This is a genomic window from Enterobacter sp. FW301-JW81, from assembly GCF_058788735.1.
In genome coordinates this window covers 100,519-116,396 of record NZ_JBYTBA010000005.1, presented here as the reverse complement: position 1 = coordinate 116,396, position 15,878 = coordinate 100,519, and the positions used below count along the sequence as shown (strand labels likewise).

Sequence of the window (15,878 nt, the reverse complement as noted above, 5' to 3'; positions counted from 1 at the left end):
CGCTTATGCTGGCCTTTTTTTATGCCTTACGCTGCGTCTCCCGCCAGATACGCCAGGCCATGCCCGCCAGCAGAACCACGCCCGCAATCAGCACGCCCCACACCAGCAGCGTGTTCATCCTGCTCTCCCGCTCGGCCGCGGAGGTGGCGGTCAGACGCCCTTCGCCGCCTAACGCGACATTATCCTGAATGTCAGCCTGCGGCAGATTTGCCACATCATAGGTTTTACGCAGGTCGGCAGGGATCAGCATGTCGGGCTCCACGCTGGCAGGCTTCGCCGCGCCGTTGCCCCAGGCGAGCACGTACGGTGCTTTCCCCTGCGCGTTGAACACCAGGTCATAGCGGTCGCGATGCCCCGTGACGCCCGGCAGGTATTTTGGCAAACGCGCATTCAGCGTCGTGATTTTCACCGCCTGCACAAGGCCCACGTTAAGCGAAACCGGTGGAGACGTTTTCCCCTCCAGACGGTAAAGAACCTCTTTTTTCAGAAGGTGCCATACGTCTTTTTCGGTACTCCGCCACGCTATCTCCACGGGAAGAACGCCGTCGCCATTCAGTGAAATGCTGACAGCGCTCAGGGGCTGCGGTCGCGCCCAGTGCCACTGCGCTTCACTTGCCGATAACGACTCCCCTTCGCCTTCCAGGTTAACCTCTTCCGGGGCCGCCTGCGCGGGTGCGCTAATTGCGCTTACGCCGGTCAAGTTTATCCCCTGGCTTTTTGTATTCAGCACCACCATGAGATAGCGATTCGCATCGGGAGATAAAACCGTATCAACATCGATCCGATCGAGCTTAAGGCGATCCTGGCCGCTGACAACGTCCAGCAGGGGCATATCCTCGCGCAGGGTATACCAGCGCTTAAGATCCTCGCTGTAATAAACCGACGCCGTTCCCTGCCACGACGTCTGAGGGGTATTCCAGAGCAGCTGCAGTTGGGACAGGCTTATCTCGCCCGTAGCCTGCTCCGGCAAGGTCAGCAGATAATGTTGCCCGGCTGCGGCGGCTTTTTGCCCCTCAAGCACAATCTCCACGCCGTTTCCGGAACGGAGCAGGATCTTATCGCTATCACCACCGTCTCGCGAAGACGCAAGCGGCGAGGCGTCCAGAGGAAAGAGGCGCAGTGCCGTGGATTGCACAGGCGCCTGCGGACGCGTCGCGGTGAGCAGGCTGAAGGGAACCGGCTCGCCCGACTGGTTAAAGACGCGTACATCGTGCAACTCTGGTGACGTGCTCTGCTCATAGACGGCGAGCGGGAGCGCGACCCGATACCACTGGGAAGGGACAGACGTGTCCAGGGAACGACCAAAGGCATAATCCCGCGGCGATTCCGTTTGTCCCTCGTCGCAGAGCGCCGGGCCGGAAAGCGCCAGCAGCGCGGTACACGCTACCGCTTTCATCCATTTCATTTTTCTTCTCCTGTTTTGGGCGGCAGCGGCGAGAAATACCCCACGATCAGAACCAGTATCGCCACGCCGATAAACGCCACCGCGCGCGACAATCCACCTCCGCCCGCGCTGTCTACCAGCATCAGTTTAACCATCACCACGCCCAGCAGCGCCGCGCCGCAGAGCCACTCCTGTCGGGAAGCCCGGCGGGTGGCATGGATCATGACCACCAGCGCGCTCAGCATCCAGAACAGGGCAAAACTGGTCTGGACAAGCCGCGAATCCCATAGCGATTCCATATTCCATGCCACGTCACCGTACCAGGCCAGCGCGCGCATTAGCGCACCGTTAAGCCACCAGAAGCCAAACGCCATGAGCGCGACGGCGGGCCACGGACGGGCTTGCGAAAGCAGCGCGGGGTAGTAGCGCTCCACCGCGCGATAAAAGATGACCAGCCCCAGCAGTGCGAACGCGGCACCTTCCTCAAGCGGGTTCACCAGCGGCAGCCATGTCTGGCGATAGACCACACCGTCCTGGAAATTGGTCACGACCAGCAACACCAGCAGCGCCGCGACGGCAGGGATCGGGGCCAGGCAGGCGTAAAGCGCGGGCCATTCCCGGAACGGCCACCCGCGACGCCGTACCGCGGCAGAGAGTGCCATAATCAAACCGCCACCTGCTGCCATCACCAGTCCACTTCCCCAGGCCGCCATCCCCCACGGAAGTGACCGGGCAAACCAGTAAAGCTCGGCGGCCAGCGCCAGCAAAATCATCCAGAACAGCGACAGATGCAGCCCCATCGCGAGGCGCGGCAGGAGCCTTTGGCCGTCGCGCCACAGCAGCATCAGCGCGGCAGGAAGCACAACGCACCAGGCCAGATTTGCCCAGCCGGCGGCAAAGACCTGCTGATGCGAGAGCTGATAACCCACCATCAGCAGCATAAGCGGCCACAGCAGCCATTTGCTGGCATCCAGCTCCCGCCATGCCAGACGAGCGGCAGCCTGACGCCAGCCCCAGACCGAGACGGCCGAGAGCGCCAGCACGCCTGCCAGAACAGCTAATTCCTGCTTCAGCATCAGCTGCGACGCCCCCAGCAGCGCCACTATCCAGAACAGCAGCCCGCCGGCCAGCAGCGCCCAGCTGACCGGCAGAGCGATTTTCCGCCACAGCCAGGCCGCAGCCAGCCAGCAAAGGCTGAGGACGCCGAAGATAAGCAGCAGGCTCAGCGACGTCACACCGTTCATTTGCGCCCACAGCGCGCTACCCAGCGCCAGCACCAGCAGCGCCGTCCCGCTATAGCTCATGCGCCGCTGCTGCTGCTGCACGCCCAGCCAGAGGATGCCCAGCCCCTCCAGCGCCCAGGCCATCGCCGTCCAGCGCGCCGACAGTGCCAGCGGAATGGCGAGCGTGGCAAACCCGCCGCCGATCGCCAGCGCCGCCATGACCAGCGGTCGTCCGATAGAGGGATAGCGCCGCAGCGCAAGGAACGCGAGAGTAAGATAAAATGCGCCGTATCCCAGCGAGCTCAGGGCCGGGCCATATTCCCAGTGCCGGGTCATGCCGTACTGCATTCCGAAACCGATCAGCGGCGGGGCAAACAGCAGCACGCCGTCAACGATCTGCTTCCCTTTCTCCTGCGCCCGCAGCGACAGCGCCACGCTCAGCACGCCGAATATCAGCGTATTGGCAATCAGGAACAGCTGGCAGACCCCATAGTCTTCAGGCCGGTAGTCGCTCAGCCCCCACAGACCGCCGACGCCGAACGTAAACAGCAGTCCGAGCAGATTCAGCTCGCGCCAGTGCTGCCAGATGCTGATCGCGAGAATGCCGATAGAAAGCAGGAGATAGAAAGAGAACAGCGCCACAAAGCTGCCGCCTCCGGTAGACAAGACCAGCGGCGCAAGATACCCGCCGAGGCTCGCCAGCATGGCAAGGCTCAGCGCCTTCTGCAGCACCGCCAGCCCGACGCTCGCCGCGCAAATGACCACCAGCAGCGCAAAGGCCAGCGTCATCGGCAACATCTGCCAGAGCCGGAAGGCGCCAAAGACGGTCAGATAGAGAATGCCTGTCGCCCCGCCCTGGAGAATCAGCGAATAGACGCGCTGTTTGTGCCGTAGCCGCCACCCGAGGACCAGCAGGACCATAGCAAACAGCGCCGTCGCGGCCAGGCGCAGCTCAAGCGGGAACAGGGAGTGTTCGACGGTATAGCGCAGCAGGAAAGAGAGACCGAGGAAAAGCAGCAGGATGCCCAGTTTCGCCAGCGGGTTACCCTGCATGAACCAGCGCACCAGCGACGTCAGCATGCCGCCAAAGGCAGAAGGCTGTTTTGCCGCGGGCGCAGGAGCGGGATTGGGTGCTGCCGCGGCAGCGGGAATATCCGGACGCCAGGGGTCGACAGGCGCGGGGACGTCCTCAGCCACCGGCTGGGCCACTGCCGGCGGCGCGGCGGCCTGTTCAGGCGCCGGCGCTTTCTCCGCGACGCCGCGCTGCTCGAGCGCTTCAATGCGCTGGCGCAGCCGGGCGATCTCCTGTTTCGCCGCCGTGCTTCGGTTAAAGCCGATAACCGCAAGCACCGGCGCAACGCCCAGCGCAAAAACCAGGAACAAACAGCCAAGGATGTAGAGCTCGTCCATGTTTCCACCTTCACCGTAAACGATCCGTTAAGATTGACACAAATAGTTGCATTTGCGCCATCTTAAAAGGTGAAAACCCTTCCGCCCGCGATTAACTGGCGAACCAGACCGCAGCGGAGATCGCCGGAAGCATGAGCACGCCATCCTGGAACGTTGCTTTACCCTCTTTGCTCTTCCACGTTTTTCCCGCCAGCAGCGGTGAATCTTCCAGCACCACCTCGCAGGCCTCGCCCCGGTTAATCGCCACCAGCACGCGCTGCTGATTATAGATACGGACAAAGACCACCACGTTATCGTGGGCGTACACCACCTGGCAGCCGCCGTAGCGCAGGGCGAGACTCTGCTTACGCAGCTTCGCCAGCCGCTGGTACAGGCTGAACAGAACCTTGTCCTGTTTTTCTGGCGCCCACGGGAAGGTTTTGCGGCAGAACGGATCGTTGTTGCCGTCCAGCCCCACCTCGTCTCCGTAGTAGATGCACGGTACGCCCGGCCAGGTGAAGAGCCAGGTGACCGCCAGCGGCAGACGCGCGACGTCCTTGCCGAGCAGAGACTTAAAGCGCGCGGTATCGTGGCTATCGAGCTGGTTAAACATCCGCAGCTGCTGCTGATGCGACAGGCCGGCGCGGTAGTTCTCCATCCACGCCATGCAAGTTTCCGCGTCAATATGGTTCGGATCGTAGGAGATATCGGTATTGGCGAGGAATCCCCACAGCGGGAAGGTAAAGCCGCGATAGTTCATCGCCGCATCTTCTGCATCGTTCTGCAGCCACTGGCGCGCGTCGCCAAAGTGCTCGCCAAAGACGAACGCCTCCGGCTGGGCCGCTTTCGCCGAGCGCGTAATCCCGGCGACGTGCTGAAGGTTATCCCGCGCCCCGCCCGCTTCGCCGAGCATATGCACCACGTCCAGACGCCAGCCGTCCATATTCCACGGCGCCTTCAGCCAGTGACGCACGATGCTGTCTTCCCCGCCGTAAATCTCGTTCACAAGCGTTGGCGACTGGAAATCCAGCTTCGGCAGGCTCGGGTAGCCCAGCCAGTCCAGGGCGCGGCCCTCCTCGTTAAAACTGTACCAGTCCCGCTGCGGAGAATCCGGGTTATGACATGCCCCGCCCATCGACTGATTATGACGGTCAAACCAGGCGTGCGAATCTCCGCTGTGGTTGAACACGCCGTCAAGAATGAGGCGCATGCCTTCGTTTTGGGTGTTCTTACGCAGGCGCAGCAGCGCCTCGTCACCGCCAAACCGGGCGTCAACGTGGCGATAATCTTCGGTATCGTATTTATGCACGCTTGGGGCTTTAAACACCGGGTTGAGGTACAGCGCCGTCACGCCCAGTTTTTTCAGATACGGGAGCTTCTCGCTAATGCCGTCCAGATCGCCGCCGTAGAAGGTCGAGCCGCCAGCCTGCGCGGTTAGCGGCTCATCCCACTCTTTCAAAATAATGTCGTGGCCCGCGGCGTGGTGGTAATAGACCTTATCCTGTTCGGCAGTCCGCTTCTGGCTGCGGGCAAAGCGGTCCGGGAAGATCTGGTAAAAGACCTGCTCGTTAACCCACTGCGGGCCGTTATCCGGGTAATCGACCGCAAACTGCTCCAGCCGTGCGGGCGGGAAACGGCTAAACCCCTGCGGGGTAAACCACAGCTGGCGGTTATTCCACAGCAGCTTAAAGCTGTAGCGGCGGCGAGGCTGTCCGCTACTCAGGTCGATGTTCGCCCGCCACGCCGTGATCCCCGGCTGCGGCTGGCTGCGCTGCTTGTGCATTTTCAGCGACGTTTCTTCGTTATCCACTTCGGCGCGGAGCGTCACGCGTTCAGGCTGGTTTTCCCCCGCCAGCCAGAGCGTAATCACAAGGTTGTCTTTGTTTTGCTTAACAAATGGGGCAACCGGAAGGTGCCAGGCGTTTAACATCACGAATCCCCTTTGATGAAATTGACGTCACCTTGCCACAGGGTGGTTAAGGATAGCTCATCACGACAGGGATTATTGGGGGAGGAGAACGGAGGAGGAGTCATCAGTGCGGCCTGATGCCCTCACCCCAACCCTCTCCCACAGGGAGAGGGAGAAAAAAGATTACTGCGCTTCCGCCAGCTGACGGTCGCGGCGGCATTTAAACATCCAGCCCACCAGCAGCAGCACGATCCACGCACAGCCCACGTACAGGGAAATGCGGGTATCCGGGTGATAGCCAATCAGGCCAATGATGAACACCAGGAAGATCAGCCCGACGACGGTCGTTGCGACGCCGCCCGGAACTTTGAACTTCAGCGCTTTCGCCTCTTCCGGCGACAGGCGACGGCGGAAGGCAATCTGCGACAGCAGGATCATGATCCACACCCAGACGGTTGCGAAGGTCGCGAGGGACGCAATCACGAGGAAGACGTTCTCCGGCATGATGTAGTTCAGGTAAACCGAGAACAGCAGCGCAACGGTCATGACCACGACGGTCACCCACGGCGTGCCGCGACGCGACGTTTTGGCAAACACCTTCGGCGCACTGCCCTGCTCCGCCATGCCGTGCAGCATGCGGCCCACGCCAAAGACGTCACTGTTGATTGCCGAGAGCGACGCGGTGAGCACCACAAAGTTCAGAATACTGGCCGCAAACGCAATGCCCATATGCTGGAAGGTCAGCACAAACGGGCTACCGTTGGTACCCACCTGGTTCCACGGGTAGATGGACATAATCACAAACAGCGTACCCACGTAGAACACCAGAATACGCATCGGCACGGAGTTGATGGCGCGCGGAATAGATTTCTCCGGGTCTTTCGCTTCACCGGCGGTAATACCGATAATTTCGATACCGCCATAAGCGAACATGACCATCTGTAGCGACATGACCATCCCGAGCCAGCCGTTGCTGAAGAAGCCCCCGTTGCTCCAGAGGTTATGGATACCGGTCGGCTGCCCGCCGTTGCCAATACCCCAGATGATGATGCCGAAACCGGCCACAATCATGATGATAATGGTGGCGACCTTGAAGAAGGAGAACCAGAACTCCAGCTCGCCGAACACCTTCACGCTCATCAGGTTAACGGCGCAAATGATCAGCACCACGCTCAGGACCCAAATCCAGTGCGGCACCGCCGGGAACCAGACGCCCATGTAGATGCCAAACGCCGTCACGTCGGCGATCGCCACAATCAGGATTTCAAAGCAGTAGGTCCAGCCGGTGATAAACCCGGCCAGCGGGCCAAGGTTTTCCTGCGCGTAGCGGGAAAACGAGCTGGCGGACGGGTTGTGAACAGACATTTCACCGAGGGCGCGCATGATGATATAAGCCGCCACGCCGCCGATGATGTAGGCCAGCAGCACACTGGGACCGGCCATTTTAATGGCATCTGCCGAGCCATAAAAAAGACCGGTACCGATAGCAGAGCCCAGCGCCATAAAGCGGATGTGGCGCGTGCTCAGTCCACGTTTAAGTTTGTTAGTGCTTTCCATTTAAATCTTGCCATTCAACACGAAAAAAACAAAAAACCACGGGGCCTTAAGCCCCGTGGTTAAACAGTTTGTTGCCGTTGATTAATGGGCGTTCGATGCGACCTGACGCCCTGCGGCACGGTCCCAGATAATCGCCAGAACCAGTGCAACAACGGTAGGCATCAGCCAGGCCAGACCCTGCTCGGACAGCGGCAGACGCTGTGTCCATGCAGGCAGTATTCCTGCGAATGCTGATGCTTTAATGCCGTCAAGGATACCAAAAATCAGGCTGATAAACATGGCTGGCGCAATAATTCGTGAGGAGTTGTTCCACCACGGGCGGGTGAAGCTCAGCACCACCAGCACGATACACGGCGGATAAATCGCCGTCAGCACCGGAATAGAGACCTGAATCAGGTGGCTCAACCCGAGGTTGGACACCGCCATAGAGAAGATACCGAGGATAAACACCAGGGTGCGGTAAGAGAGCGGCAGATACTGTGCAAAGAACTCTGCGCAGGCACAGGTCAGGCCAACCGCCGTCACCAGACACGCCAGGAAAATAAGCGCCGCCAGCAGCATGCTACCCGCACCACCGAAGGTGTGCTGAACGTAGGCGTGGAGGATAGCTGCACCGTTCGCGTTCTGATCGACCAGCATGGCGCTGTCGGAACCCAGGCGGAACAGTGCCAGATACAGCAGCGTCAGACCCACGCCGGCCATCAGGCCAGCCCAGATGGTATAGCGGGTCAGCAGGCGCGCTTCGGTCACACCGCGGGAACGCGCGGCGTTAACGATAACGATACCAAACACCATGGCGCCCAGCGTATCCATCGTCAGATAGCCGTTCACAAAGCCGTTAGAGAACGCGGCGTTTTTATAGGCGTCCATCGCGTCGCTAATCGGGCCGGCAGGCCAGACAATGGCAGCCACCGCCAGTACGATCAGCGCCACAATTTTCAGCGGAGCCAGGAAGTTGCCCACGGTATCCAGCAGCTTGCCCGGATAGAGGGAAACCAGAATCACGATCGCGAAATAAATCAGGCTGTAGATAAACAGCGGCATCGCACCGTCACCGGTCAGGGGAGCAATACCCACTTCGAAGGAAACGGTCGCCGTACGCGGAGTTGCGAACAGCGGGCCAACGGCCAGATAGCAGACGGTTGCCAGCAGCACACCCGCCACTTTGCCAATAGGGGTGCTGAGGCTATCCACGCCGCCACCGACTTTCGCCAGCGCGACGACGGTCAGTACCGGTAGGCCCACGGCAGTAATCAGGAAACCAAACGCGGCGGTCCAGACGTGTTCACCCGCCTGTAAGCCAACCATTGGAGGAAAAATGATGTTGCCTGCGCCAACGAACAGCGCAAATGTCATAAAGCCCAGCGCGATGATGTCACGCGATTTTAAGTGATGGGTCATAAAACCTTACTGCCTGTGGATGTGGTGTTGAAAACATTGAGATTTCCGGCTTCCCTGACGGGACGATACAGCCGAAAACTTGCTCAATTTCAGCGGGAAATGCTCCCGTCCTGGCGTGGAGAAGAATAGTTTTTCGATTTACCACGCAAATACAGTCGGTCTGACAGTATCTGGGGGGCAATTTAAACGCTTATAACGTTTAAAGGCAAGGAGGGATCGTAAAACCAGAACAATATGCCATCATGAAAATACGCACCAGCATAATACGCTATTTATAAGAAAAACCCATGGCTAATCATGCGAACAAAAAACAGACAGCCGTATAAAATTCATCCGCGTTTCGCTTGACTGCAAAGCAAACGGGCCAGCTGACGCTGACCCGTGGAAAGGTAAAATGACACACCTGCTGTCAGGCGATCTTTTTGGCAATTAATCGTTCCGGGATAACGAAGCTGAAGCGGGTTCCTTTGCCCAGCGTACTCTGGATTTCGAGACGGCTTTCATGGTGATTCACCGCGTGCTTAACAATCGCGAGCCCCAGGCCGCTTCCTCCCGTCTGCCGCGATCGCGCTTTATCCACGCGGTAGAAACGCTCGGTCAGACGCGGAATATGCTCCGGTGCGATACCCGGCCCGTTGTCCTCCACGCTAAATTCGGCTCCCGTTGGGCTGTGGTGCCAGCGCACCAGGATTTCCGTCCCTTCCGGCGTATGATTCACCGCGTTATACACCAGGTTGGAGATGGCGCTGCGCAGTTCATCTTCACTGCCCAGCACCTTCAGCGCGCTGTCGACCTCAAAGGTCAGGTGGTGCTTTTTGTGGCTTAACGTCTGCGCTTCACGCTCCACTACCCGCAGCATCATCGGCACGTCAATGGTGTCATTCAGCGCAAGTGTGGGTGCCGCTTCAATCTTCGAGAGCGTCAGCAGCTGCTTCACCAGGCCTTCCATTCGGTAAGTTTGCTCGCGCATCGTGTGCAGCGCTTTTTCACGCGGCGCCCCTTCAAGCGTTTGCTCCTGCATCATCTCCAGGTAGCCCTGAAGCACGGTCAACGGGGTTCGTAATTCGTGGCTAACGTTCGCGAAGAAGTTGCGGCGCGCCCCTTCCAGCTGGTGCATCTGGGTGACATCGCGCGCCACCATCAGCCACTGCTTATCGCTGTAGGGCATCACGCGGATTTCCAGATGGCGACCGTTATTGAGCTTCAGATTGTGCGGACGGGTAAAATCACGTTTTTTCAGATACAGCGTGAACTCGGGATAACGTAGAAGGTTGAGGATATTCTGGCCATTATCGTCCGGCCAGCGCAGGCCCAGCAGCTGTTGCGCCAGGCCGTTACACCAGAAGATGGTCCCTTCTTCGGTGGTCAAAATGACCGCATCCGGCAGCGATTCCGCACCGCTGCGAAAACGCTTAATCAGGCTTCCCAGCTCGCGGCGACGCTTCTTATTACGCATCTGCATCTGATGCAGACCGTACAGCAGCGGCTCCCAGCTGCCGCTTCCCGGCGGCGGCGTCATGCTTCGGTCAACCCACAGCCACCAGGAGAGGCGCAGCAGGTTCCAGAAGTGCCAGATCAGCAGCCCGGTGACCGACGCCAGCAGAAACCACGGCAGATGTCCAAGAAAGGCCCCCAGAATGAAGGCCGGAATACAGCATAAGATCAGTTCAAAGACGAGCCTTTTCCATGACAGACGTTCCAGCACGCGTCACACTCCTGTCATTGTTCAGAAACGGGTAGAAAAACGATAACCCGTGCCGCGGACCGTCTGCACCATGCGATCGTGGCCGCTCAGTTCCAGCGCTTTTCGCAGGCGGCGGATATGGACGTCAACCGTCCGGTCTTCGACATACACGTTAGTTCCCCAGACGTTATTCAGCAACTGCTCGCGGCTGTAAACGCGTTCCGGGTGCGTCATAAAGAAGTGCAGGAGCTTAAATTCCGTAGGCCCCATATCGAGGGGATTTTCACCGGTCATCACGCGGTGTGAGGTGGGGTCAAGGCTCAGCCCCTGCATCTCAATCACCTCTTCCACCGCCATCGGCGAAATACGGCGCATCACGGCTTTAATGCGGGCCACCAGCTCTTTTGGTGAAAACGGTTTGGTAATGTAATCGTCCGCGCCGGTCTCCAGACCGCGCACGCGATCCTCTTCTTCACCGCGCGCCGTGAGCATCACCACCGGTATATCGCGTGTTAGCGCTTCACGCTTCAGATGTTTGATAAACTGCAGTCCGGAGCCGCCGGGCAACATCCAGTCCAGCAGAATCAGATCGGGCCAGGGTTCATTTAGCTGGTTCACTGCGCTGTCATAATCTTCCGCTTCAACCGGCTGGAAGCCATTTTGCTCGAGCACGAAGCACACCATTTCACGAATTGGAGCTTCATCTTCTACGACCAGAATACGTCTCGCCATACTTTGCCCTGTCTTATCTTATTTAAGTTACAAGTTTGTAATTCGGCGCCATTATGCGTCAGATTTATGACAGATTTATGAAAAACAGTACCACGATAACGGGCAAACCGTTGTTTTATTACAGCGGTTATTTTCCCTTCTCTGAAGGTTTATAATCCGGCTTTCTCTTTTTTGCCACGGATCAGCTATGCGCATACTTCACACCTCGGACTGGCATCTGGGTCAAAATTTTTACAGCAAAAGCCGTGCGGCTGAACATGAAGCGTTCCTGGGCTGGCTGCTGGAAACGGCCCGGACGCACGAGGTGGACGCGATAATTGTGGCGGGTGACATCTTTGATACCGGTTCTCCCCCCAGCTATGCGCGTGAACTGTATAACCGCTTCGTGGTGAATCTCCAGCAAACCGGCTGTCATCTGGTGATTGTCGCCGGCAACCATGATTCCGTCGCGACGCTCAATGAATCCCGCGACATCCTGGCATTTCTCAATACCACCGTTGTCGCCAGCGCCGGGCACGCCCCGCAGATCCTGAAAAAACGCGACGGTACGCCGGGGGCGGTGCTGTGTCCGATACCGTTTTTACGTCCGCGGGACATCGTGCAAAGCCAGGCGGGGCTGTCGGGGGCGGAAAAACAGCAACATTTATTACAGGCCATCACCGACTATTATCACCAGCAGCACGCCGAAGCCTGCGCTCTGCGCGGCGAACAGCCGATTCCGGTGATTGCGACCGGGCACCTCACCACCGTCGGGGCCAGTAAAAGTGACGCCGTACGTGACATCTATATCGGCACGCTGGACGCCTTTCCGGCGCAAAACTTCCCGCCAGCCGACTACATCGCGCTCGGGCATATCCACCGCGCGCAGGTTATCGGCGGCTGCGAGCACATCCGCTACTGCGGATCGCCCCTTTCGCTCAGCTTTGATGAAACGGGCAAAGCCAAATCCGTGCATCTGGTGAGTTTTTCCGACGGAAAGCTTCACGCCGTCGAGACGCTGGAAGTCCCGGTCACCCAGCCGCTGGCGGTGCTGAAAGGCGATCTTGACGCCATTACCGCCCAGCTTGAGCAGTGGCGCGGCGCGGCGCTTAACCCTCCCGTCTGGCTGGATATCGAAATCACCACCGATGACTACCTGCACGATATGCAGCGAAAAATCCAGGCGCTGACCGAAGATTTGCCGGTTGAGGTGTTGCTGGTCCGCCGCAGCCGCGAACAGCGCGAGAAAATTCTGCTCAGCGCCCGGCGCGAAACCCTCAGCGAGCTGAGGGTAGAAGAGGTGTTTGAACGCAGGCTCTCGCAGGAGGAGATAGACGACGCGAAGCGTGAAAGGCTTAGCGAGCTGTTCACCCATGCCCTGCATGCGCTCGATGATGAGGACGAAAACGCATGAAAATTTTGAGCCTGCGCCTGAAAAACCTTAACTCTCTCAAGGGCGAGTGGAAAATTGACTTTACTGCTGAACCCTTTGCCAGCAACGGGCTGTTTGCTATAACCGGCGCGACCGGAGCAGGCAAAACCACCCTGCTCGACGCCATCTGCCTGGCGCTTTATCACGAAACCCCACGCCTGCAGAAGGTCTCTCAGGCACAAAACGACCTGATGACGCGCGACACCGCCGAGTGTCTGGCCGAAGTGGAGTTTGAGGTGAAAGGCACGGCCTATCGCGCCTTCTGGAGCCAGAACCGGGCGCGCAATCAGCCTGACGGCAACCTGCAGGCACCGCGCGTGGAGCTGGCGCGCTGCGAAGATGGCAAAATCCTGGCCGACAAAGTGACGGATAAGCTGGAGCAAACCGCCGCGCTCACCGGGCTGGACTACGGCCGCTTTACCCGCTCCATGCTGCTCTCTCAGGGGCAATTTGCCGCCTTCCTCAATGCCAAACCGAGCGATCGTGCAGAACTGCTGGAAGAGCTGACCGGCACCGAGATCTACGGCCAGATTTCCGCCATGGTATTTGAGAAACATAAAGCAGCCCGCAGCATGCTTGAAAAGTGCGAGGCGCAGGTTGCAGGCGTCGTGCTGCTGAGCGAAGAGCAACAGCAGCAGTTACAGCAAAGTTTGCAGGCACTTACTGACGAAGAGAAAAGCCTGCTGGTACAGCAGCAAAGCCAACAGAGAGATTTTCAGTGGCTTACGCGCCACGATGAGCTTGTACGCGAGCAACAGCGCGTCACCGCGATGCAGCAGCAGGCGCAGCAGGCACTGACGGACGCAGCGCCTGAGCTGGCAAAACTCCAGCTTGCCCAGCCCGCCGCCCAGCTTCGACCGCTTTGGGAGCATCAGCAGGAGCAAACCGCGCGCCTGACGCAAACGCAGCAGCGAATTGTCGAAGTAAATACTCGCTTACAAGCTAAAACCGTGCTGCGCGCACGGATCCGCACCACCGCCCTGCGTAACCACGAGCAGCTACAGACCGAACTGACGGCGCTGGCGCAGTGGCTGGCGGAGCACGAGCGTTATCGCCTGCTGGGCCAGGAGATTGCCGGCTGGCGCGCGCAGTTCTCGCAGCTTAACCGCGATAAAACGCAGTTAGCCTCGCTTGCTGCGCGGATGCGTGAATTACGCAACAAGCTGGCAGAGATGCCGGAAAATGCGCTGACGCTGACGGCGGACGAGGTCAGCGCGGCACTCGAGCAGCAGTCCCGGTCACGCACGCTGCGCCAGCGGCTAACGTCGCTTCATGCCCGCTATCAGCCGCTGCAAAAGCGCCTGCTTCAGAATTCGGAAAGTCTGCAAAAAGCGCAGGCGGAACAGGGTAAGCTCAATGAAACGCTGGCGCTGCGCCGCCAGCAGTACAAAGAGAAAAACCAGCACTATCTGGACCTGAAAGCGCTGTGCGAAACCGAAGCGACAATCAAAAAGCTGGAACATTATCGTTCGCAGCTTGAGGCGGGCAAACCCTGCCCACTGTGCGGCGCAAGCGAACATCCCGCCGTGGAGACATACCGGTCGCTTGAGCTGACGGAAAACCAGCGCCGCCGCGACGCCCTGGAAAAAGAGGTCGCCTCACTCAAAGAGGAAGGCCTGCTGGTGCTGGGACAGGTTAATGCCCTGACGCAGCAGATCCAGCGTGAGACAGACGAAGCGCAGACCCTGGCTCAGGAAGAGCAAGCGCTCACTAAAGAGTGGCAGGAAGTCTGCGCGTCCCTGAATATCGCATTGAATATTCAGGAAGATATCGCTCCATGGATGAACGAGCAGGAACGCTACGAGCACCAGCTTTATCAGCTCAGCCAGCGTCTGACCCTGCAAAACCAGCTGAACGAGCAGGAAGTGCAGGAACGACAGTATCAGCAGCAGCTGGCGGCCGCGCGCCAGGCGCTGGAACACACCCTGCTCTCGCTATCGCTTAACGTACCTGAAGAGGGTAATGAAGCCGCCTGGCTGCACGCCCGTGAAGCCGAGTTCGCGCAGTGGCAAGAGAAGCAAACGCAGCACGGCGTGCTTCTGGAACGTATGAACGCCCTGAAGCCGCTGCTCGACGCGCTTCCGGAAACGCACAGCGAAGAGGCCGAACCGGCTATTCCTGATGACTGGCGCGCCATCCACGACGAATGCGTGTCGCTGCAAAGCCAGCTCACCGCGCAGCAGCAGCAGGAAGCGCTGGAGCAGGAGCGCCTGCAGCAGTCGCAAACGCAATTCACCGCGGCGCTCTCAGCCAGCTGTTTTGCCGACCGGGACGCGTTTCTTGCCGCGCTGCTGGATGAACCGACGCTTCGTCATCTCGAACAGCTGAAACAGTCGCTGGAAAACCAGCTACAGCAGGCCGCGACGCTGTGCGGGCAAGCTCAACAACAGCTGCAGTCTCACCTGGCACTGCGACCGGAAGGGCTCGACGCCGACGCTCCCACTCTGCAAATCCAGCTGCAGCAGCTGGCGCAGCGGCTTCGTGAGAACACCACCCATCAGGGCGAGATCCGTCAGCAGCTTAAGCAGGACAGCGATAACCGGCAGCACCAGTTGGCGCTAATGCAGCAAATTGAAGAGGCCGCGCGTCTGGCAGACGACTGGGGGTATCTGAACGCGCTTATCGGCTCCAGCACCGGCGACAAATTCCGCAAGTTCGCTCAGGGATTGACGCTGGACAATCTTGTCTGGCTCGCCAACCAGCAGCTTACCCGCCTGCACGGGCGCTATCTGCTACAGCGTAAGGCCAGTGACGCGCTGGAGCTGGAAGTGGTCGATACCTGGCAAGCGGATGCGGTTCGCGATACCCGCACGCTCTCCGGCGGCGAGAGCTTCCTGGTCAGCCTGGCGCTGGCGCTGGCGCTTTCCGATCTGGTGAGTCACAAAACGCGGATCGATTCGCTGTTCCTGGATGAAGGGTTCGGCACGCTTGACAGCGAAACGCTGGATACCGCGCTGGATGCGCTCGACGCGCTGAACGCCACCGGGAAAACCATCGGCGTGATCAGCCACGTTGAGGCGATGAAGGAGCGCATTCCGGTGCAGATCAAAGTGAAAAAGATTAACGGGCTGGGGTACAGCAGGCTGGACAGGGAGTTTGCGGTGCCGTAAAGGCCCGCTCCCTTCTGTAGGCCGGGTAAGGCGCAGCCGCCACCCGGCTTTTTTATTACGGCTGCCTGAATTCGCCCG

The 15,878-nt window shown here is 59.2% G+C and carries 9 protein-coding genes; 2 read left to right on the top strand and 7 right to left on the bottom strand.

Annotated features, from left to right (window positions below):
• Positions 1-19: 19 nt before the first annotated feature.
• The 7 genes from AC3WOK_RS16215 to phoB form a co-directional block, all read right to left on the bottom strand.
• Positions 20-1,405 (bottom strand): DUF3999 family protein, encoded by a 1,386-nt coding sequence (locus AC3WOK_RS16215; protein WP_492354806.1) that lies wholly within the window; start codon positions 1,403-1,405, stop codon positions 20-22.
• Complete coding sequence (locus tag AC3WOK_RS16210) at positions 1,402-4,017, bottom strand: DUF2339 domain-containing protein (RefSeq protein WP_492354805.1); 2,616 nt, start codon at positions 4,015-4,017, stop codon at positions 1,402-1,404. Before AC3WOK_RS16210 ends, AC3WOK_RS16215 begins: the two co-directional genes overlap by 4 nt.
• Before the next feature lie 91 nt (positions 4,018-4,108).
• The gene (malZ, locus tag AC3WOK_RS16205) at positions 4,109-5,926 is read right to left on the bottom strand and encodes a maltodextrin glucosidase (protein WP_447855165.1); all 1,818 of its coding nucleotides are present in this window, start codon (positions 5,924-5,926) and stop codon (positions 4,109-4,111) included.
• Between the two features lie 162 nt (positions 5,927-6,088).
• Positions 6,089-7,462, bottom strand: a complete 1,374-nt coding sequence (gene proY / locus AC3WOK_RS16200; RefSeq protein WP_059310504.1) for a proline-specific permease ProY — start codon at positions 7,460-7,462, stop codon at positions 6,089-6,091.
• 81 nt (positions 7,463-7,543) lie between these two features.
• Positions 7,544-8,863, bottom strand: coding sequence for a branched-chain amino acid transporter carrier protein BrnQ (brnQ, locus tag AC3WOK_RS16195; protein ID WP_047347302.1), 1,320 nt, complete (start codon positions 8,861-8,863; stop codon positions 7,544-7,546).
• Positions 8,864-9,272: 409 nt separating this feature from the next.
• Positions 9,273-10,568 (bottom strand): phosphate regulon sensor histidine kinase PhoR, encoded by a 1,296-nt coding sequence (phoR, locus tag AC3WOK_RS16190; protein WP_447855164.1) that lies wholly within the window; start codon positions 10,566-10,568, stop codon positions 9,273-9,275.
• 21 nt (positions 10,569-10,589) lie between these two features.
• On the bottom strand, positions 10,590-11,279 hold the full coding sequence (gene phoB / locus AC3WOK_RS16185; RefSeq protein WP_008503265.1) for a phosphate response regulator transcription factor PhoB: 690 nt from the start codon (positions 11,277-11,279) through the stop codon (positions 10,590-10,592).
• Positions 11,280-11,466: 187 nt separating this feature from the next.
• Here phoB and sbcD point away from each other — a divergent pair, with 187 nt between their 5' ends.
• Together sbcD and sbcC are read left to right on the top strand one after the other, a co-directional pair.
• Positions 11,467-12,672: an exonuclease subunit SbcD gene (gene sbcD, locus AC3WOK_RS16180; protein WP_447855163.1), complete on the top strand. Its 1,206-nt coding sequence runs from the start codon at positions 11,467-11,469 to the stop codon at positions 12,670-12,672.
• The gene (sbcC, locus tag AC3WOK_RS16175; RefSeq protein WP_447855162.1) at positions 12,669-15,800 is read left to right on the top strand and encodes an exonuclease subunit SbcC; all 3,132 of its coding nucleotides are present in this window, start codon (positions 12,669-12,671) and stop codon (positions 15,798-15,800) included. Before sbcD ends, sbcC begins: the two co-directional genes overlap by 4 nt.
• Positions 15,801-15,878: the final 78 nt, after the last annotated feature.

What these genes read in the sequence shown, in the direction of transcription:
- proY (WP_059310504.1), bottom strand. Translation starts at nt 7,462, where the DNA reads ATGGAAAGCACTAACAAACTTAAACGTGGACTGAGCACGCGCCACATC.
- sbcD (WP_447855163.1), top strand. Translation starts at nt 11,467, where the DNA reads ATGCGCATACTTCACACCTCGGACTGGCATCTGGGTCAAAATTTTTAC.
- malZ (WP_447855165.1), bottom strand. Translation starts at nt 5,926, where the DNA reads ATGTTAAACGCCTGGCACCTTCCGGTTGCCCCATTTGTTAAGCAAAAC.
- sbcC (WP_447855162.1), top strand. Translation starts at nt 12,669, where the DNA reads ATGAAAATTTTGAGCCTGCGCCTGAAAAACCTTAACTCTCTCAAGGGC.
- AC3WOK_RS16215 (WP_492354806.1), bottom strand. Translation starts at nt 1,405, where the DNA reads ATGAAATGGATGAAAGCGGTAGCGTGTACCGCGCTGCTGGCGCTTTCC.
- AC3WOK_RS16210 (WP_492354805.1), bottom strand. Translation starts at nt 4,017, where the DNA reads ATGGACGAGCTCTACATCCTTGGCTGTTTGTTCCTGGTTTTTGCGCTG.
- brnQ (WP_047347302.1), bottom strand. Translation starts at nt 8,863, where the DNA reads ATGACCCATCACTTAAAATCGCGTGACATCATCGCGCTGGGCTTTATG.
- phoB (WP_008503265.1), bottom strand. Translation starts at nt 11,279, where the DNA reads ATGGCGAGACGTATTCTGGTCGTAGAAGATGAAGCTCCAATTCGTGAA.